General features: G+C 63.2%; 15 protein-coding genes and 1 pseudogene. 8 read left to right on the top strand and 8 right to left on the bottom strand.

Features of this window, described 5'->3' with window-relative positions; genetic code table 11:
• The first annotated feature begins 269 nt into the window (after positions 1–269).
• On the top strand, positions 270–803 hold the full coding sequence (gene greB / locus IFO71_RS14810; protein WP_192030427.1) for a transcription elongation factor GreB: 534 nt from the start codon (positions 270–272) through the stop codon (positions 801–803).
• Here the strand turns inward: greB and IFO71_RS14805 are convergent.
• Both IFO71_RS14805 and rimO read right to left on the bottom strand, forming a co-directional pair.
• Positions 761–1603 (bottom strand): DUF3025 domain-containing protein, encoded by an 843-nt coding sequence (locus IFO71_RS14805; protein ID WP_225444671.1) that lies wholly within the window; start codon positions 1601–1603, stop codon positions 761–763. The two genes, greB and IFO71_RS14805, sit on opposite strands and share 43 nt — an antisense overlap.
• Before the next feature lie 101 nt (positions 1604–1704).
• A pseudogene (rimO, locus tag IFO71_RS14800) lies at positions 1705–3012 on the bottom strand (30S ribosomal protein S12 methylthiotransferase RimO); the annotation flags it as partial.
• A 322-nt stretch (positions 3013–3334) separates the two neighbouring features.
• Here rimO and IFO71_RS14795 point away from each other — a divergent pair.
• The 6 genes from IFO71_RS14795 to IFO71_RS14770 all read left to right on the top strand — a co-directional run bounded on the left by IFO71_RS14795 (position 3335) and on the right by IFO71_RS14770 (position 7425).
• A complete protein-coding gene (locus IFO71_RS14795) occupies positions 3335–3997 on the top strand; it encodes a dienelactone hydrolase family protein (RefSeq protein ID WP_192030425.1) in 663 nt (220 codons plus the stop codon).
• A 32-nt stretch (positions 3998–4029) separates the two neighbouring features.
• A complete protein-coding gene (locus IFO71_RS14790) occupies positions 4030–4473 on the top strand; it encodes an HIT domain-containing protein (RefSeq protein ID WP_192030436.1) in 444 nt (147 codons plus the stop codon).
• Positions 4389–5180 (top strand): 5-oxoprolinase subunit PxpB, encoded by a 792-nt coding sequence (pxpB, locus tag IFO71_RS14785; protein ID WP_332309381.1) that lies wholly within the window; start codon positions 4389–4391, stop codon positions 5178–5180. The genes IFO71_RS14790 and pxpB overlap by 85 nt, the downstream gene beginning before the upstream one ends.
• A gap of 2 nt (positions 5181–5182) precedes the next feature.
• The gene (locus IFO71_RS14780) at positions 5183–6196 is read left to right on the top strand and encodes a 5-oxoprolinase subunit C family protein (protein WP_192030424.1); all 1014 of its coding nucleotides are present in this window, start codon (positions 5183–5185) and stop codon (positions 6194–6196) included.
• Between the two features lie 76 nt (positions 6197–6272).
• Complete coding sequence (locus IFO71_RS14775) at positions 6273–6557, top strand: exodeoxyribonuclease VII small subunit (protein WP_192030423.1); 285 nt, start codon at positions 6273–6275, stop codon at positions 6555–6557.
• The gene (locus IFO71_RS14770; RefSeq protein ID WP_192030422.1) at positions 6547–7425 is read left to right on the top strand and encodes a polyprenyl synthetase family protein; all 879 of its coding nucleotides are present in this window, start codon (positions 6547–6549) and stop codon (positions 7423–7425) included. Before IFO71_RS14775 ends, IFO71_RS14770 begins: the two co-directional genes overlap by 11 nt.
• A 154-nt stretch (positions 7426–7579) precedes the next feature.
• Here the strand turns inward: IFO71_RS14770 and IFO71_RS14765 are convergent, their stop codons facing one another.
• Both IFO71_RS14765 and pmbA read right to left on the bottom strand, forming a co-directional pair.
• Complete coding sequence (locus IFO71_RS14765) at positions 7580–7975, bottom strand: DUF4870 domain-containing protein (RefSeq protein WP_332309380.1); 396 nt, start codon at positions 7973–7975, stop codon at positions 7580–7582.
• A 205-nt stretch (positions 7976–8180) separates the two neighbouring features.
• Entirely contained in the window at positions 8181–9542 is a 1362-nt protein-coding gene (gene pmbA / locus IFO71_RS14760; RefSeq protein ID WP_192030421.1) for a metalloprotease PmbA, read from the bottom strand.
• Positions 9543–9562: 20 nt separating this feature from the next.
• Between pmbA and yjgA the strand changes: the two genes are divergently transcribed.
• Positions 9563–10108 (top strand): ribosome biogenesis factor YjgA, encoded by a 546-nt coding sequence (yjgA, locus tag IFO71_RS14755; protein ID WP_192030420.1) that lies wholly within the window; start codon positions 9563–9565, stop codon positions 10106–10108.
• Between the two features lie 25 nt (positions 10109–10133).
• Here the strand turns inward: yjgA and tldD are convergent, their stop codons facing one another.
• The 4 genes from tldD to IFO71_RS14735 all read right to left on the bottom strand — a co-directional run bounded on the left by tldD (position 10134) and on the right by IFO71_RS14735 (position 17800).
• Positions 10134–11582, bottom strand: coding sequence for a metalloprotease TldD (gene tldD, locus IFO71_RS14750; RefSeq protein WP_192030419.1), 1449 nt, complete (start codon positions 11580–11582; stop codon positions 10134–10136).
• A gap of 278 nt (positions 11583–11860) precedes the next feature.
• Complete coding sequence (locus tag IFO71_RS14745; RefSeq protein WP_192030418.1) at positions 11861–15646, bottom strand: YhdP family protein; 3786 nt, start codon at positions 15644–15646, stop codon at positions 11861–11863.
• 51 nt (positions 15647–15697) lie between these two features.
• On the bottom strand, positions 15698–17173 hold the full coding sequence (gene rng / locus IFO71_RS14740) for a ribonuclease G (RefSeq protein WP_192030417.1): 1476 nt from the start codon (positions 17171–17173) through the stop codon (positions 15698–15700).
• A gap of 57 nt (positions 17174–17230) precedes the next feature.
• Positions 17231–17800, bottom strand: a complete 570-nt coding sequence (locus IFO71_RS14735) for a Maf family protein (protein WP_192030416.1) — start codon at positions 17798–17800, stop codon at positions 17231–17233.
• Positions 17801–17935 lie beyond the last annotated feature (135 nt).

The raw sequence follows: 17935 nt of genomic DNA, 5'->3' as shown, positions 1-17935 counted from the left end.
TCCTGCGGTCGCCTCGCAGTGCCGTGCGGAATCCCCGCCTCTCTCGCAAGGCAGGATAGTCGTGCATGCGCGATGCAGCGTCGCTTTGAAGCCCCTCCCCCCTGGCGGGGGAGGGGTTGGGGAGAGGGGAAACGCCTGACTCCGCCCACGAATCCTGGAGTAGCAACCCCAGCCAGTTCCCATCGCGCTCAGCACGCGTAAACTTCTGTGTTCGACAACGACGCAGAGCAGATCTTGATAGCACGCAACTTGCTTCCCAGGACGTTGGCATGAGCCGCTGGCGTCCACCGGCCCCGACATCCACCGCCCTGATCACCCGCGAGGGTTTCGAGCGGCTGCGTGGGGAGTTGAACGAGCTGTGGCGTGAGCGGCGACCGGAGGTGGTGCGTGCACTCAGCGCGGCGGCAGCGGAGGGCGATCGCTCGGAGAATGCCGAATACCAGTACCGCAAGAAGCAGCTGGGCGAGATCGACCGTCGGGTGCGCTATCTCAGCAAGCGGCTGGAGAAGCTAAAGGTCGTCGATCAGGTGCCGAGTGATCCGCAGCAGGTGTTCTTCGGGGCCGAGGTCGAACTTGAGTGTTGTGAGCGCGGCGACTTGGTCCGCTATCGCCTGGTCGGGCCGGATGAAACCGATGCGGCACGTGGCTGGATCAGTATCGATTCGCCGATGGCCAGAGCCCTGCTCAAGGCCCGGGTTGACGATGAAGTCAGCGTGCAATTACCCGAGGGGCGTCGGCAATTCGTGATCACCGAAGTCAGCTACGGCTCGGTCGGCCCGACCAACATGCTCGGGTCCGGATAAGTCCGCCCTGCTCTCACAGGCTGGAAACAGGGCGCTTCGCGGTAGAAGGCCGGCTGCCCAGCATCGGCATGCCAGCCCGGCAGACCCATCATGGGAAACGGTCGCAGGTCCAAGGGGTCGTTAAGGGCGCTGCCGACGGCAATCTGCTCGGCGCAGACTTGCAGAATTTGCTCCAGATGAGCCTGAGGTTGCGGGTCGAACCAGACCCAGGCCTTGCCGACCAACAGCCGATCGGGCTCAAGTCGATGTTCAAGCAGGGCATGACCGACGATACTGACCGCGATGTCGGCGGCTTGAAGATCCATAAACACCGCCGCCCAGTCGTGCCGATCCCAGGCCGCGGTGCGCTCGGCATCACGCAACACCACCACGGCACCGGCCTCATCGAAATGGGTCAAGGCTGCCTGTGCCCGGGTGCGCTGCTTGCTGCCGACCAACGCAATGTCCCGACATTGGCGCGCATTCATCGCCCGCTTGATCGCTGGATGCCGCATCCAGATCAACGCATTCAGCAAGTCGTGCCAGTTTTCTTCGCGCGTGGCCAGGCGCCCTTCGGCGATACGCTGCTCATAGTGCAGTCCATCAGCCAACAAACCCGGCGTTTGCGCCACCAGGCGAGTGCTCGGCAGCCCTTCATTCGACAGCCGCTCACTTAGCCTATCGTTGAGTTCGACCAGGCCTGGCCAGTCAGTGGACTGCAGCCAGGGCTTGGCGAACTCGAATTCGGCGAACACCGGGTGATCGAATACCGAGCGATCGAGCTTGGCTCGGGTCGGGGCAACGAAGCGTTGCTTGGCCAAGCGCAGCTACCCCCTCCCGGCCTCCCCCTCCGACGCTGCGCGTCGCAAGGGGAGGTGCAAAGCGCGGCTCTCGATCTGCCGGATCAATCGCGCACCAGGGCGTAGAGATCGTGCTCGTCGCTGCCCATGATTTCGACTTCGATGAAGTCGCCCGGCTTCAGGCCGGCCTCTGCCCCGTTTTGGATCTGCACTGAGCCATCGATTTCCGGCGCGTCAGCTTTCGAGCGGGCGAAGGCGAGTTCACCATCGACGCGATCGACCAGCACTTCCTGCAGGCTACCGACCTTGTCGGCCAGCTTGTCGGCGCTGATCTCGGCCTGCAGTTCCATGAAGCGCTGCAGGCGTTCCTGCTTGACGTCTTCCGGCACCGGGTCGGCCAGATTGTTGGCCGCCGCACCTTCGACCGGTGAGTAGGCAAAGGCACCCACCCGATCGAGTTCGACCTCGTCGATGAAGTCGAGCAGTTCCTCGAAATCGTCCTCGGTCTCGCCCGGGAAGCCGACGATAAAGGTGCTGCGCAAGGTGATCTCCGGACAGATCTCACGCCAGCGGTGAATTCGCTCGCGCACCTTGTCGATCGCGCCGGGCCGTTTCATCGCCTTGAGAATCTTTGGGCTGGCATGCTGGAACGGGATGTCGAGATAGGGCAGCAGCTTGCCTTCAGCCATCAGCGGAATGATGTCGTCGACATGCGGATACGGGTAGACATAGTGCAACCGCACCCAGACACCGAGTTCCGAAAGCCCCTTGCACAGGTCGCCCATGCGCGTGGCGTAGGTCTTGTCGCGCCACTGCCTCTCGGCATATCGGGTGTCCACGCCATAGGCGCTGGTGTCCTGCGAGATCACCAGCAGTTCCTTCACGCCACCTTTAACTAGACGTTCCGCCTCTCGAAGCACATCATCGACAGGCCGACTAACCAAGTCACCACGCATCGACGGAATGATGCAGAAGCTGCAGCGATGATTGCAGCCTTCGGAGATCTTCAGATAGGCGTAGTGCTTGGGTGTCAGCTTGAGACCGTAATCCGGCAGCAGGTCGACGAACGGATCGTGCTTGGGCGGAATCGCCTTGTGCACCGCATCCATGACGCTGGCATAGTCCTGTGGGCCGCTGATCGCCAGCACCCCTGGGTGCACATCAAGAATCTTTTCTGGCCGCTTGCCGAGGCAGCCGGTGACGATCACCTTGCCATTCTCGTTCAGCGCTTCGCCGATCGCGCCTAGCGACTCATCTACCGCCGATTCGATGAAACCACAGGTATTGACGACTACAACGTCGGCAGCGTCATAGGTGGGCACGATGTCATAGCCCTCAACCTTGAGTTGGGTGAGGATACGCTCGGAATCGACCAGTGCCTTGGGACAGCCGAGGCTGACGAATCCGACTTTGGGTTGTTGACGCGACATGAATGAGTTCCGCAAAGAGTCTGAAGTGCAGCGCGCAAATGCGAGCCACCGGGCGCAATGGACCAACCAGCCGATCATCAGCCCTGAACCTCGACATTATAGGGCTTACGTCGCCGTGGGATTGACGTAATCTAAGCAGGCAAGGCGGCTGCGGTTCACCGGCAGCCGGTGTCGCATGCCAGGGAGCGGCATGCGCGGAAATCGAACACGCAAGTGCTTGAATTCCGGCAGTGGTGGCGCGGCTTTGTCGCGACCGATTGCGCTGCAAAACTGCAGGATGCAGGATGGCAGCGAACATGGGGAATTCGGCGCGGAGAGAGCAATGGGTCATCCGGTTTCCATCAGCACACCCACCGGTCGCATCGGCGGCTGGCGCTGCGACCCGCCCAATCTGCCGCACGGGGCAGTGATCATCGTGCAAGAGATCTTCGGCGTGAATGGTCATATTCGCCATCTGGTGGATCGCTTTGCCCACCATGGATTCATCGCCGTCGCCCCGGCCCTGTTCGATCACATCGCCCCACATATCGAGCTCAATTACGACGAGGCCGGCGTGACGCGGGGCCGGGAGCTGGTCGAACAACTGGGCTTCGAACGCTGCCTCGGCGACATCAATTCTCTGCAGCGCGAACTGTCCTCTGAAGCCATGGTCGGTGTAGTCGGCTTCTGCTGGGGCGGCACCCTGGCCTATCTGTCAAACACGCGCCTGGGCCTGCCCGCGGTCGATTTTTACGGTGCGCGTAGCATGCCCTTCATTCGCGAGCGACTGCAGGCACCGATGGAGTTTCATTTCGGCGAGAACGATCCGCTGATCAGTGCCGAAGACATCCAGGCGCATCGTGAGAATCATATCGACGCGCGCGTCTACACCTATCAGGCAAGCCACGGATTCAACTGCGATGAACGTGCCGACTACGACCCGGTGTCCTCGGCTCAAGCGATGGAACGCACCATGCACTTCTTTACCCGGGTCCTGAGGAGTTGATCATGCATAGCTATCCTTCACCCAGCACGCCAATGATCAAACCCAGCCACCACGCCAATGGCAGTCAGCAGCCGTTTTCGCTACATGCCCAACTGGCATCCGACTCACACCCGGTGGCGGAGTTCGAGCTCAGCTCGCTGCGCCTGATGGATGATTGCAATTATCCCTGGCTGGTTCTGGTACCGCGGGTTTCCGCAGCCGTCGAGCTGATCGATCTCGATGCCGGCGAGCAAGCCCTGCTGATGGGCGAAATCAACAGCGTTTCGCGCGTTCTGAAACAGCTGTTTCGACCGCACAAGTTGAATGTCGCCGCACTTGGCAACGTGGTGCCGCAGCTGCACGTGCATGTTATCGCCCGCTTCACCGACGACCCGGCCTGGCCGGCGCCGGTGTGGGGTCGCACCCACGCGCGTCCGTACGAACCGGAGGCCTTGGTCAAGAGGGTGCGCGACCTGCGTCAGGCGCTGGAAAACTGACCTCCCTGCGCGCGGCACCTCAGCCCGCCCATCCCAAGCTCGAGCCGCTTGGCGAGTTTGGCTATCTGGTGCGCTGGTCAGATGAGGAGATCGATCCGCTGCTCGTGGCCGAGGTGCAAGGCCTGGCCGCGACGCTGACATCCTTGCCAGGCCTACTCGATACGGTGCCAGCGTACGCCAGCCTGGGCCTGGTGTTCGATCCCGTGGTGCTGATGGAACGGCGCGCAGAGATCCTGAGCTTGCTGCAAGGTGCCATCGCAGCAAGGCACCGCGCTGAGCAAAGCAGCCACCGCATTTCGAACAGTCAGGCAGCAATCGAGATTCCGGTACGCTACGGCGCCAGGTTCGGCGCGGATTTCACTGCCCTGTGCCAGCGCGTGGGGATGAGTGATCAGGAACTCATCGCAGCGCACTCGGCGCCGCTGTACACCGTGGCCATGCTCGGCTTCGCGCCCGGGTTTCCGTACCTGATCGGCCTTGACGATCGCCTGCATTGTCCGCGTCATGCCACCCCGCGTCGGCAGGTCGCTGCCGGCAGCGTCGGCATCGCCGGCAGTCAAACCGGCATTTATCCGATCGCCGGCCCGGGTGGCTGGCAGTTGATCGGCCGCACTGAGGCTGCATTGTTTGACCCCTATGCCAATCCACCGACCTTGCTACAGCCTGGCCAGCGGGTCAGATTTGTGGCCGTGGCCGATGGCAAGTGAGCATGAACGAGCTCGCCTCCAGCGCACTGGCCAGCGTGCTCAGCGCAGGACTGCTGTGCAGTCTGCAGGATGCCGGTCGACCAGGATTGCGTCGATTGGGCATTGCCGCCGGTGGCGCCGCTGACCTGCATGCCTATCAACTGACCTGCCGCCTGCTGTCTGCTGCGCCCGGCTGCGCGGCACTGGAGATCTGGCAATCCGGCCTTCACATCGAGTTCCATCGGCCGGCGCGCATCGCCGCCTACGGTGCGGACGCCGAAATCGATTGCAATGGCCAGCGCCTGGCGCTCGCGCGTCCGGTCGAGCTGCCGGCAGGCACACGAATGCGAGTGCGCCGGCTGAGTCGGGGCAGTCTGTTCTATCTCTGCGTGGATGGCGGGTGGCGAGCCGATTTCCTGATGGGCAGCGCGGCCACTGATCTTCGTGCTGGGTTTGGCGGTCTGCACGGCCGGGCGCTGCGTGAAGGCGATCAGCTGTTCCTGGCCCACCCACCACGACGAGAGGTAAATTCTCGCGACATTTCATCTGCACCGGCGTGGTGGCTGGCGCCGCCCCCATCGATCCGCAGAGGCTCGCTGCCGATCCGATTCCTAGCGGCTGCGCAGATGGCCGCCCAGATCGAACCGTTCACGGCGCAATCCTGGCGCGTCGGCGCGGACAGCAATCGCCAAGGACTGCGCCTGCAGGGCACGGCGCTGGCTGCACCCGCACACGGCAGTCTGCTGTCGCGAGCGGTGCTGCCGGGTACGCTGCAGCTGCCGCCGAATGGATTGCCGATCGTGCTCGGGGTCGATGCACAGACCATCGGCGGCTATCCGGTCATGGGTCAGGTGATTCAAGCCGACCTCGGCTTGATGGCGCAATGCCGGCCCAGTAGCGAACTGCGATTTCAGCCGGTCAGTCTGGAGCAGGCGGTGATGGCGTATCGAGCACAACAGGCCGAACGGGCGCGCACCGAACTGGCCATCGAGCAGGCCCTGGTGCATTGGCGCGACGCCGCACATCGAGTGGCCTGAACACCAGTCATGCGTTGACCCTGAGACCCGGCCTCGGCACACTCGCGGCAGACCCGCACCCCGAGCATCGCGCTTCATGAGCAAGAAAGGCACGCCGCCCCCCGCCGAGTCAGCCGAGTCAGCCGAGCAAGTCGACAACGCCTCGATCAACCGCTTCGAACAATCCCTCGATGAGCTGGAGTCACTGGTTCAGAAGATGGAACGGGGTGATATGAGTCTGGACGAATCGCTCAGCGCTTACGAACGCGGCATTTCGCTCTATCGGCAGTGCCAGGGTGCACTGGAGAAGGCGGAGCTGCGGGTCAAGCTGCTGAGTGACCCGTTGAAACCGGAAACCGCTCAGGACTTCGATGAAGACTGAGTTCTCGCTGGCCGCCTGGGCGGCGCGTGCAGAACAGGCGCTCGATCAACACCTACCGAAGGCCGAGGCTGAGCCACGGCGCCTGCACCAAGCGATGCGCTATGCCGCTCTGGGCGGCGGCAAGCGCCTGCGCGCTACCCTGGTGTACGCCACCGGGCACGTGCTGGGCGACGCCCCAGAACGACTTGATGCGCTGGCGGCGGCGATCGAGATGATCCATGCCTATTCCCTGGTCCACGACGATCTGCCGGCGATGGACAATGATGACCTGCGCCGCGGCCGACCGACTGTGCATCGTGCGTTTGACGAGGCCACCGCCATACTGGTCGGCGATGCTTTGTTGACCGAAGCTTTCGCCGTCGCCTGCCGTTCTGCGCTGCCGACCGAGCGTCTGGTTGAGATCGTTGGAACGCTGGCCCGGGCCTCAGGCTCGATCGGCATGTGCGGCGGACAGGCGATCGATATTGCCGCGGTCGGCCAAACCCTCAGCCTGATGGCGCTGGAAGATATGCATCGACGCAAGACCGGCGCGCTGATTCGCGCCGCGGTGCGTATCGCGGCCATCGCCGGCAATGCCGATGGCGCCGAACTCGCTGCACTGGATGACTACGCCAATGCCCTGGGTCTGGCCTTTCAGATCAAGGACGACTTGCTGGACGTCGAATCTGACAGCGCCACCCTGGGCAAGACCGCCGGCAAGGACGATGCCGCCAACAAGCCGACGTATGTGGCCCTGCTCGGGCTGGAAGGCGCGCGCAGTAAGCTGCGCTTGCAAGGAGAAGCCATAGATCAGGCGTTGCAACGCTTGCAGCGCGACTCTTCCGCCCTGCACGCCATCGGGCAATGGGTGGCCGTGCGGCAACACTGAAGCGAATGGCGCACCCCGGTGCTGCGACCGGTGGGCCATAGGCCCACCCTACGATTCTGGGGCTACACGCCTACTTTGGGAAACCCGATCGCGGCGCAGCTGCACCACTTAGCGCCTCGCTTCGTTGAACTGAAACGAGGCGCTGCACCTTTGATCAGCTGATCAGGCGCAAGGTCATCGGGTAGCGATAGCTGACACCTTCGTTGGCCTTGATGCCGGCAATGATGGTGAGCACCAGGGCCCCGATGCCGACGATCGGCAGCAACAGCAGGCCAATCAGCACGAAGCTGAGAATGATACAGACGATCACGGCGATCAATACGGTGATCTGGAAGTTCAGCGCTTCCTTGCCTTGTTCGTCGATGAACGGCGACTCGGCTTTCTTCACCTGCCACATGATCAGCGGCGCGATGATGCTACCGAGTGGGATTAGAAATCCGACCAGGGCTGACAAGTGGGTGAACATGGCCCATTGGCGTGCCTCTTGACCTGGGCCTGCGGGATCGCCGGGCGGCGGCGGGGTCGGGCTGGGGTTCTGAGCATCGGTCACTGCGGTATCCTCCTCGCGGGCTTAGAAACGAACGGACCTTGGACCAGCCGCTGAAACGGCTGGCTCGGTCGCCACTGTCGGCGCTTCCGCTCGTAAGGTCAAGGACGACGACCTTTGGATGCTGTGACGGACCGATTTTCGATGCATTCAGCGGCGCGCCGCAGCAGCCGTCAGCACGCCTGTCCTAAGCGGCCGCCCCGGCCAATCAGCTACCGGCGACGGTCATCGACTCGATCAGAATGCTGCCCACTGAGGTGGAAGAACGGGTATCGATATCGGCGCCGATCTCGACGATCTGCATCAGGATCGATTTCAGATTGCCGGCGATGGTCAGTTCATCGACCGGATACTGGATCTCGCCGTTTTCCACCCAGAAACCAGCCGCGCCGCGCGAGTAGTCGCCGGTGACCGTATTCACGCCCTGCCCCATCAGCTCGGTGATCAGTACGCCCCGCCCCATCTCCCGTACAAGCTCCTCGCGACTCTTGGCCCCGCAACTTACCTCGAGGTTATGCAGGCCGCCGGCGTTGGCGGTGGTCTTGAGGCCAAGCTTGCGCGCCGAATAGCTGCTGAGGATGTAGCGCTGCAATACACCGTCTTCCACCAAGGGATTGTCGTAGGTAGCCACACCTTCGTTGTCGAAGGCGGCGGAACGGTGGCCACGCATCTTGTGCGGCCGTTCGATCAGGCTGATGCCGGCCGGTAACACCGGCTGCCCCAGATGATCGAGCAGGAACGAGGCCTGCCGGTACAGGGCACTGCCAGAGGCCGCCGAGCACAGGTGCCCGATCAGCGAGCGCGCCATCTCGGCGGCGAACAGCACCGGGTAGCGGCCGGTGGGCAGCGAGCGCGGCTGTAACCTGGCCAAGGCGCGCTCCGCGGCGGTGCGGCCGATGTCCCGCGCCGATTGCAGCAGATCCAGCCGGCAGCCACCGTCATACCAGTAGTCGCGCTGCATGCCCTCGCCTTCTCCGGCGATCAGCGAACAGCTCACGCTGTACGAGGTGGCTCGCTCATGACCCAGAAAACCGTGACTATTGGCGTACAAGGAGAAGCCCTGACCGGCATTGACGCTGGCACCATCGGAATTCTTGATCCGCGGATCGAGTTCTCGCCCAGCCGATTCGGCCTCCACGGCCAGCGCCACGGCGGCGTCGGCATCGATGGCGTTGGGATGCCAGACATCGAAGTCACGAAACTCGGTGGCCATCAGTTCGGCTTCGGCCAGGCCGGCGCAGTCATCGGGCTGGGTGTAGCGAGCGATGGCGCAGGCCTGATCGACCGTGATATCGATCGATTCGGGATCGAGATCCGCCGTGCTGGCGCTGCCACGCTGCTTGCCAAAATAGACGGTGAGACTCAGGCCGCGATCGCGGGTGTACTCGATGGTCTCCACGTCGCCCAGGCGCACGTTCACCGACAGACCGGACTCCTCGTTCAATCCGACCTCGGCCTGCGAAGCGCCGCGTCGACGGCATTCGGCCAGTACTTTTTCGGCCAGTTCGGCCAGACGCCCGGAGTGATCCACCTCCGAGTTCGACAATTTCTTTGCGATTTGTTGGCTCATCCGCGTATCCTTCCCGCGCCATGCGCGGACGTGATCCTGAATCTGGTGATTTCCTTGCCCCGAGTCGCAGCCAGCGAAAGCGGGAAGCCGAGGCTGTGCTCGAATTGGCCGAGAAGCTGGTTGCGCTGAGCACGCAGCAACTGGGCGGCCTGCCGATTGCCGATCATCTGCGCGATGCGATTCGCGACACTCAGCGCATTACCTCGCATATCGCGCGCAAGCGCCAGCTGCACTATCTGGCCAAACTGATGCGTCGCGAAGACGACGAGGAGCTTCAAGCCATTCGCGATGCCCTGCACCACGAGGGCGCTGAAGCGCGGCGCGAAACGGCCCTGCTGCATCGGTTGGAAAGCTGGCGCCAGCGCCTGCTCAACGAAGGCGACGCGGCCCTCGGCCAACTGGCCGAGCTGTTTCCCGAGCTTGATCGTCATCATATGCGCCAGCTGATGCGCAATGCCCGCGACGAGCACTTGCACAACAAGCCGCCGCAGGCGTTTCGCGAGATCTTCCGCGAACTCAAGACCTTGTTCGATTCGGGCCGACCGAGCGGCGACGAAGAAGAGTAGCCGCGGACGGCCGTCGCTGTTCGGTTCATCCAGCCTGGGTTCCGCCCACCGTCAGCGCGTCGATCTTGAGAGTCGGCTGACCCACGCCCACCGGCAGACTCTGGCCGTCCTTGCCGCAGATGCCGACCCCGGCGTCGAGTTCCAGATCGTGGCCCAGCATCGAAATGCGCTTCATCACTTCCGGCCCGTTGCCAATCAGGGTGGCTCCTTTGACCGGTGCGGTAATCTTGCCGTCTTCGATCAGATACGCCTCGCTGGCCGAGAACACGAACTTGCCGGAGGTGATGTCGACCTGACCACCGCCGAAATTGGGCGCATACAATCCGCGCTTGACGCTCTTGATGATGTCCTCCGGCGCATCCTGGCCGGCCAGCATGTAGGTGTTGGTCATGCGTGGCATCGGCAGATGGGCAAAGCTCTCGCGACGACCATTGCCGGTCGGCTTCACGCCCATCAGACGGGCATTGAGGGTGTCCTGCATGTACCCGGTGAGTCGACCGTTTTCGATCAGCACGTTGTTGCCCGCCGGGGTGCCCTCGTCGTCTACGGTCAGCGACCCACGACGGCCGGCGATGGTGCCGTTGTCGACCACGGTACATAGCGGCGAAGCCACCAGCTCGCCCATTCTGCCGGCAAAGGTCGAACTGCCCTTGCGGTTGAAGTCGCCTTCCAGACCGTGCCCGACCGCTTCGTGCAGCAGTACACCGGGCCAACCCGGGCCGAGTACCACCGGCATGGTGCCGGCCGGTGCATCGATCGCCTCCAGATTGACCCGGGCCTGGCGCAGCGCCTCGTCGGCCAGTGTTTTCAGCCGGTCGCCGGCAATCAACTCGGATAAATCAAAACGCCCACCGCCGCCGGCATAACCCTGCTCCCGGCGTCCGTGCTGTTCCAGAATCACGCTGATGTTGAAGCGCACCAGGGGGCGAATATCTGCCGCCCGCACGCCGTCACTGCGGGCCACCAGAATGGTGTCGACCACCGCGGCCAGACTCAGCATGACCTGACGCACGCGGCTGTCGGCATCGCGCACATAACGATCGATTTCACCGAGCAATTTGACCTTGGCCTCACTGCTGAGACTGTCGATCGGGTCGATCGAAGGATACAGCGGCGTCGGGCTATGCAAGCGCAGGTCGGCGCGTTGGCCATCGCCACTGGTGCGAGCGATGGCACGCGCTGCCCCGGCCGCCTCCATCAGGGCCGGCAGCTGCAGCTCGTCGGAATAGGCAAAGCCGGTCTTGTCACCGCTGATGGCGCGGGCGCCGACACCCTTCTCGATCGAATGCGTGCCGCTCTTGACGATGCCGTCCTCCATCGACCAGCTCTCGTGGCGGCTATGCTGGAAGTACAGATCGGCAAAATCGATGCTCGGTGCGAGCAGGCGCCCCAACACCTGATCGAGCGCATCCTGCTCCAGGCCGGACGGCGTCAGCAGGCGCGATTGCACCAAGGACAGCAGGTTTTCAGTCATGCGATTCGATATCCGATTCGGTTCGTGGGGCGGAAGGCTGGAGAGAGCCCTGGCGAGCAAAAGAGAGGAGCCGTTGAAACGGCTTTCCCCAGTAGATGGGGGCAAGGCCAGGCGATCAAAAGGCGACGCCCGGTTGCATTGCCGCCGATGAGCGGCAGCTTGCCCTCATTGTAGCGCGGGCTTTGCAGGCTGCTGAGACTCATTTCAGCAGCCTGATATTGCGCGCCCAGGACGGCGCGCCCGGAAAGCAAGCACGCACGTGTTTGATTTCCGGCCTGTCAGGGCACCGGGCGGCTGATCCCTCCACCTTGCTCATCGGTCGCTTCACTGGCGGCGGGGCGCCGAGGACCTCGTTCTACAATGTCGATCTGCGGCTCTTCCCAGCTGCCCTTGACCGAGTACAGGGTGCGGGTCATCTGTTTGAAGGGCTTCTGCAGCACAGCTTGCGCCACAGCACCGATCGCCGCTCCGGCCGGTCCGGCAGCGAGAGCGCCCACCACCGGCAGCACGCTGCTGGCCCGAGGCATCACTTCCATGGTCTGGTCATAATCGCGTGCGGCGAGGCCGGTGCGGCCGCGAATGACGATTTCCGCGGCCGGGCTGTCGATCCGCAACCCTTCGGTCACTGCCGAACCACCGGCCAATACAAACTCGCCCTCGATCTTGTTGAATGCCAGGCCTGATTTGAAGAAATCGCTGAAATCGAGCGCCAGACGACGAGGAATTTCCGACAGACTCAGCAGCCCCAGCACGCGGCCGGCACCCGGGCGGACTTCCGGAATGGTGCCGCGCTCAACGCTTAGACTCAGGCTGCCCTCGGCATGCTCCAGCGCAAAGGCAGAGGGCGGCCCCGGCCAGCGGGCCTTGAGCGTCGACAGGGTCTGACCACCCTCGACCAGGGCCGAGAAACCGAGGGCCTTCAACATCGCTCCCAGATCCAGAGAGACGAACTCGGCATCTACCTGCGAGTATTCTCGTTCACCCGTGCCATGCCAAAACCCTCGTGCGCTGAGCTCCAGTGCACTGGACCGCGACTGCAGCAGATCGATACGCATGCCGCCGGCGTCCGGAAAGGTCTCCAACCGCGTGTCGCCCAGTTCTGCATCACCCAGGCGCAGATCGGTCACGTGCACGTGCAGGGGCGGCAGCAAACCGGGATCGATACCCGCCTCGGCGCCCTTGGCCTGTTCATTCAGCGGCCAGTACAGTCGGTCGAAACGTGCCGTTATGCCACGCTGAAACTGTTCAATCGCCGTGGGGATCTCCACCTCGCCCTGCAATCCCTGGCCCTCAAACTCCAGCTGGCTGTGGGTGGATGTTGAGTTCCAGCGAACTTCAGTTTCCGAGAACGAGCGACCGCCGATGTCCAATTCGCCGCAACGCAGGTCCACCGATTCGATCAGCCCGCCACCGCCTCCGGCGAGCCCCATCCAGCCGCTGGCGTCCAGCACCGGCACGCTGCCCACCACGGCCAGGCCGCGCGCCGGGCGTTCAATGCCGGAGTCGAGCCCAAACTCCGCCACGCCATTGAACGGACGATCTTCACTCAAGCTGCCGCGCAGGCGCATCAGCTCACCGAGAGCCAGATCGATGGACTTCTGCTCCTTGCCCAACTCAACTTGTAGATCCAGCGGCATGGACACCGCATCTGACTTGCGCAGCGGCGCCGGCAGCTCCAGGCTGGCGCCAACCAGGTCTGAGCGTAGCCGGAGTCTGGCGGCACTGACGCCGTCGCTGGGCACGCCCAAGTCGATTCGCCACAGCGAATTGCCCTCGAAATACGGGCGCAACCAGGTGAGATCGGGCTGCGTGTCGAGCAGGGCCTCGGCGTCAAGGCGGCCGGTCAGCGCCGCCTCGACCAGATTGGCCGGATCGGGCACGAAACTGCCAACCTTCAGATCAAAACGCGCAGGTCGGCCGGCATGGATCACCTCCAGCTGTTCGATCCGCGCGCCGCGCTCGCTGATCTCGACAACGCCCTGAGCACCTTCGAAGCTCAGCCCCCACTCAGGTTGCCGCAAATCGGCTTCCAGCAGTTTGACTCGCCCATCAATGCGCGGACTGCCTCCCTCCTTCTTCAGCGGCACTTGCAAAGCAAGATCGATGCTGCCCGGCCCCTGCATGCGCACCTTGTCGAGGCCCGGCGCAAGCTTGGCCCACAAAGGCGTGTCGCGCAGCAACCGCATCATCGCCGCGGTATCCGCCTTGCCCTGGATATTCAGATCGAGCAGTCCTCGGCGATAGCGATCAATACCGCCGGTCACCCGCTCGACCTCGATGCCGTCGACCCGGCCCGCCAGTTCGACCTCCATCGAGTCGTTGAGAAAACGCGCCCAGCCGGTCAATTCGGTGCCGGCGGGCCAGTCCCTGCGGTATTTCAGCTGCAGACCCTCCAGATCAGCCAGCGCTTCCATGCGCCCGTCGCCGTTGCGGAACGGCCAATCATCCAGGTCGCCCGACAACAGCAGTCGGCCGCGACTCAGTCGACCCGATTCAATCGCATCATCCAGCCAGGAAACCGCTGGCGGCGGCATCTTGTTGATCACCCAGAAGCGCTTTGCCACCACCAGTTCTGCCGGCGCCACCTCAACTGACAGTTCCACCTTGGGGCGGCCGCCGTTGAAACACAGCTCGCCACCTACGTCGATCTGAAACTCAGCGTCGTGGACAGCGGCGTCCAGGGCTGACAGGCACCAGTGCTGCTGCTCATCGCGCCACAGCATGAATTCACCCCGCAACGAAGAGTGAAACACGCTGCGCAGGCTGGTGGGCCAATCAAAGGCCAGATCAGCGGCATGCAGCTGCACCGCAAAACGCTGGCCTTCGCCGTCGACGGCCAGATCGAGCGCGGCAAAGCCCGGCTCGTTGCCAGACGCCTCGATGCCCACGCCCTGCAGCAGGGCGGCAATCTGCAGGGGTTGGTCGCCGCCCCAGGCCATCCGCAGGCCACTGAGATCGCCGCGCGGCGCGCGCAGTTGCCAACGCTGTCGTTGTCCTTCATCCAGCCCCGGCAGCGCCTCGCTCGGCAGCCGGAACAGCCAGGGCAGCAGCCGCTCGACCCGCCATCCCGATGCCTCGACCTGCCGCCGACCCGCATGGCTGCTCAAGCGGATCCAGGCACCGGACTCACCACTCTCCTGCGCCCACCCTTGCCAACCGTTGTGGTCGTTCTGCAGGGCAAACTGCAGAGCCATGTTCGGGGTTGATGCAGGTTGCATCGGACCGACCACGGACTCGCCCTCGGCCAGCGTCGGCGGCAACAGGCCCAGATCCAGACTGCCCTGCGCCGACACCACCTGTCGCCGCGCTATGTCGACCCACAACTGGCCAGCCAGCGCCACATCCGGCCACTGATGGGCCGCCATCCAGCTGCCAGCCCAATTACTCGCGCGCGCCACATCCAGATTCAGATACAGGCGCCCGCTCTCTCCCTGCAAGTCAAAATCGGCGATCAGGCTTTGCGGTCGAGACTTACCGCTGTAGGCGTTCACGCCCAGGCGCAAACGTCCGCCCTGAGTGCGCAAGCGCGCATCGAGGTGCGGCAAGGTCCAGGTGTGCCCACTGGCGCGGTCATCGACGTGCAAGGAGGCCCGGTCGAGTACCAGTTCCCCGATCCGCTCAAGCAAGCTGACATCCACTTCACCCGAGCCACGCCGCGCCAGAAGCCCGCTGACCCGCCACTGCCCTTGCTCGGAGCGCTCCAGCTGAACATGGGTCTCGAGCAGATGCAGCGAGGTCAAGGGCTGATCGGGCAACCAGCCGGTGAAGGCATGCAACTGAACGACGGCACGATCGATCGCGATGCCTTCGGCGTCACCGATACGCAGCCCATCGATATCCAGCCGCACGCCACGGCCATTCCACTCGGCGCGCAGGCGCTGGATGTCGACCGCTTCGTCCAGCCGGGCGCTCAGCCAAGCTTCGACCTGCTCGGGCCTGGCTTCCAGCCAGGGCAGAATACGCGACAGAATGGCGACCAGCAGGCCGCTCAACACGATGACCAGCACCAGTGCGCGCGTCGTCCAGCGACGCAGGCGACGCAGCGCTCGACGCAGGCGGCTCATTCAGCCACCGTCAGTGCACGGTTCGACGCTGAGGCGGGCTCGGTCAGTGGCTTACAACAGCACCACATCGTACTGCTCCTGACCATAACGCTCGTCAGCCTGCAGTCGAATGCTCTTGCCGATGAACTCTTCGAGCTCGGCCACTGCCGCCGACTCTTCTTCCAGAATCTTAGCTACCACTTTCGGCGAAGCAAGCACCAGCAGGGTCGCCGCTTCAAACTGCCGAACGGCGCGGGTGATCTCGCGGAAAATCTCGTAGGTCACGGTATCGACCGATTTCAGGCTGCCGCGTCCGCTGCAGGTCGGACACTCCTCGCAAAGCTGCCGCTCCAGGCTCTCGGTAGTGCGCTTGCGGGTCATCTCGATCAGCCCCAGCGGCGAGAACTCGTACACCGTGGTCTTGGCATGATCGCGCGACAGGGATTTTTCCAGTTGCCGCGTTACCTGACGCCGATGCTCGACATCGATCATGTCGATGAAGTCAATGATGATGATCCCGCCAAGATTGCGCAGCCGCAGCTGCCGCGCCACCGCCTGGGCGGCCTCGAGATTGGTTCGATAAACCGTGTCCTCGAGGTTTCGATGACCGAGAAACGCGCCGGTATTGACGTCGATGGTGGTCATTGCTTCGGTTTGGTCGATGATGAGATAGCCACCCGACTTCAATGGCACTTGCTTCTGCAAGGCACGCTGAATCTCGTCTTCGATGCCGAACAGATCGAATATCGGACGTTCGCCCGGATAGTGCTCGAGTCGCTCCACCATATCGGGCAGAAAGCGCGCCATGAACTGTTGCATGCGTTCGTAGGTTTCGCGCGAATCGACCCGCACTTTCTCCACATCGTCACGCATCAGATCGCGCAGCGAGCGCAGGGGCAGACTGAGATCCTCGTAGACACAGGAACCCAGCGGCGCATCACTCATGCTCTCTTCCACCACCTGCCAGGCCTTGTGCAGATAGTCGAGATCTTCCAGCATCGCCTGCTCGCCCTGCCCTTCGGCATTGGTGCGCACGATGTAGCCCATCGGCTCTTCGTCGATCAGCCCTTGCAGCAGTTCCTTCAAACGATTGCGTTCGGTTTCGTCTTCGATCCGCACCGACACACCCAACACCTTGGTGTGCGGCAGCAGCACCAGGTAGCGCGCCGGGATGGATAGCTGGGTGGTCAATCGCGCCCCTTTGCTGCCGATCGGATCCTTGACCACCTGCACCACGACATCCTGGCCTTCCCGCACCAGCTCCTGGATGGACGGCAACGGTGGCGGTGCGGCATCACCTTCGGCGACCATACCCTGGAAGGCACGGACGATATCCGAGGCGTGCAGAAAGGCCGCGCGCTGCAGGCCGATATCGACAAATGCAGCCTGCATACCGGGCATGACGCGCTGTACGCGGCCCTTGTAGATGTTGCCGACATAGCCGCGCTTGGCGGCGCGCTCGATATGCACCTCTTGCAGCATGCCGTTTTCGACTACCGCGACCCGCGTCTCACGCGGCGTGACATTGATCAGGATTTCTTCGGACATAGGCGCTCCCTCGCCAAGATCGGTAAAGCTTTCAAAACGCGCAATGGCCCCGCCGAATCAACACAGGACGTGGAATGACTTCAACAGTCGACAGGTCTCAAACAAGGGCAGTCCCATCACACCGCTGTAACTGCCCTCAAGATGAGCGACGAAACTGGCAGCGCGCCCCTGAATGGCATAGGCGCCGGCCTTTCCATACGGCTCTCCGCTGGCCACGTAGGCGGCAATCAGCTGCTCGTCAAGGGTGGCAAAGCGTACCTTGGAAATGCAGGTTTCGGTGGCCTCGCGACCATGATCGACTACGCACACGGTAGAAATGACCAGATGAACCTGGCCCGACAGCGCCCGCAGCATCTCGATCGCCTGCTCCGCATCGGCCGGTTTACCGAAGACCCGATCGCCCAACACTACCTCGGTGTCGGCAGCCAAGACCACCGCTGACCGCGCACCGCTGACCTGCAGCAATCCGGCACCGGCCTTTTCGCGGGCAACCCGGCGCACGTAATCCTCCGGCGATTCCTGCGAGTCGCGCTGCTCGGGAATGCGAATTTCCAGCACGCCGGGGCGCAATCCCAGTTGCTGCAAGAGCTCCAGGCGGCGTGGCGATTGAGAGGCGAGGTAGAGCATGCCTGCAAGCTTAGCGAGAAAACCGTGAACGTGACCGCCTCAGCGGCCACAGTTGTGCCGCATCGGTGGTTGTGCTGACATTGTGGCGAGTTGCAGCCATCGACCGCCTGACGGCGCTGGCTGGTTTTGAACCTG

Source organism: Pseudomarimonas arenosa (genome assembly GCF_014841215.1).
Classification (GTDB): domain Bacteria; phylum Pseudomonadota; class Gammaproteobacteria; order Xanthomonadales; family Xanthomonadaceae; genus Pseudomarimonas; species Pseudomarimonas arenosa.
This window is presented reverse-complemented; position numbering and strand designations above follow the sequence as displayed.

Excerpts from the sequence above, each read along its gene's own strand:
- greB (WP_192030427.1), top strand. The coding sequence starts at position 270 with ATGAGCCGCTGGCGTCCACCGGCCCCGACATCCACCGCCCTGATCACC.
- IFO71_RS14795 (WP_192030425.1), top strand. The coding sequence starts at position 3,335 with ATGGGTCATCCGGTTTCCATCAGCACACCCACCGGTCGCATCGGCGGC.
- IFO71_RS14790 (WP_192030436.1), top strand. The coding sequence starts at position 4,030 with ATGATCAAACCCAGCCACCACGCCAATGGCAGTCAGCAGCCGTTTTCG.
- IFO71_RS14780 (WP_192030424.1), top strand. The coding sequence starts at position 5,183 with ATGAACGAGCTCGCCTCCAGCGCACTGGCCAGCGTGCTCAGCGCAGGA.
- IFO71_RS14775 (WP_192030423.1), top strand. The coding sequence starts at position 6,273 with ATGAGCAAGAAAGGCACGCCGCCCCCCGCCGAGTCAGCCGAGTCAGCC.
- IFO71_RS14770 (WP_192030422.1), top strand. The coding sequence starts at position 6,547 with ATGAAGACTGAGTTCTCGCTGGCCGCCTGGGCGGCGCGTGCAGAACAG.
- pmbA (WP_192030421.1), bottom strand. The coding sequence starts at position 9,542 with ATGAGCCAACAAATCGCAAAGAAATTGTCGAACTCGGAGGTGGATCAC.
- yjgA (WP_192030420.1), top strand. The coding sequence starts at position 9,563 with ATGCGCGGACGTGATCCTGAATCTGGTGATTTCCTTGCCCCGAGTCGC.
- tldD (WP_192030419.1), bottom strand. The coding sequence starts at position 11,582 with ATGACTGAAAACCTGCTGTCCTTGGTGCAATCGCGCCTGCTGACGCCG.
- IFO71_RS14745 (WP_192030418.1), bottom strand. The coding sequence starts at position 15,646 with ATGAGCCGCCTGCGTCGAGCGCTGCGTCGCCTGCGTCGCTGGACGACG.
- rng (WP_192030417.1), bottom strand. The coding sequence starts at position 17,173 with ATGTCCGAAGAAATCCTGATCAATGTCACGCCGCGTGAGACGCGGGTC.
- IFO71_RS14735 (WP_192030416.1), bottom strand. The coding sequence starts at position 17,800 with ATGCTCTACCTCGCCTCTCAATCGCCACGCCGCCTGGAGCTCTTGCAG.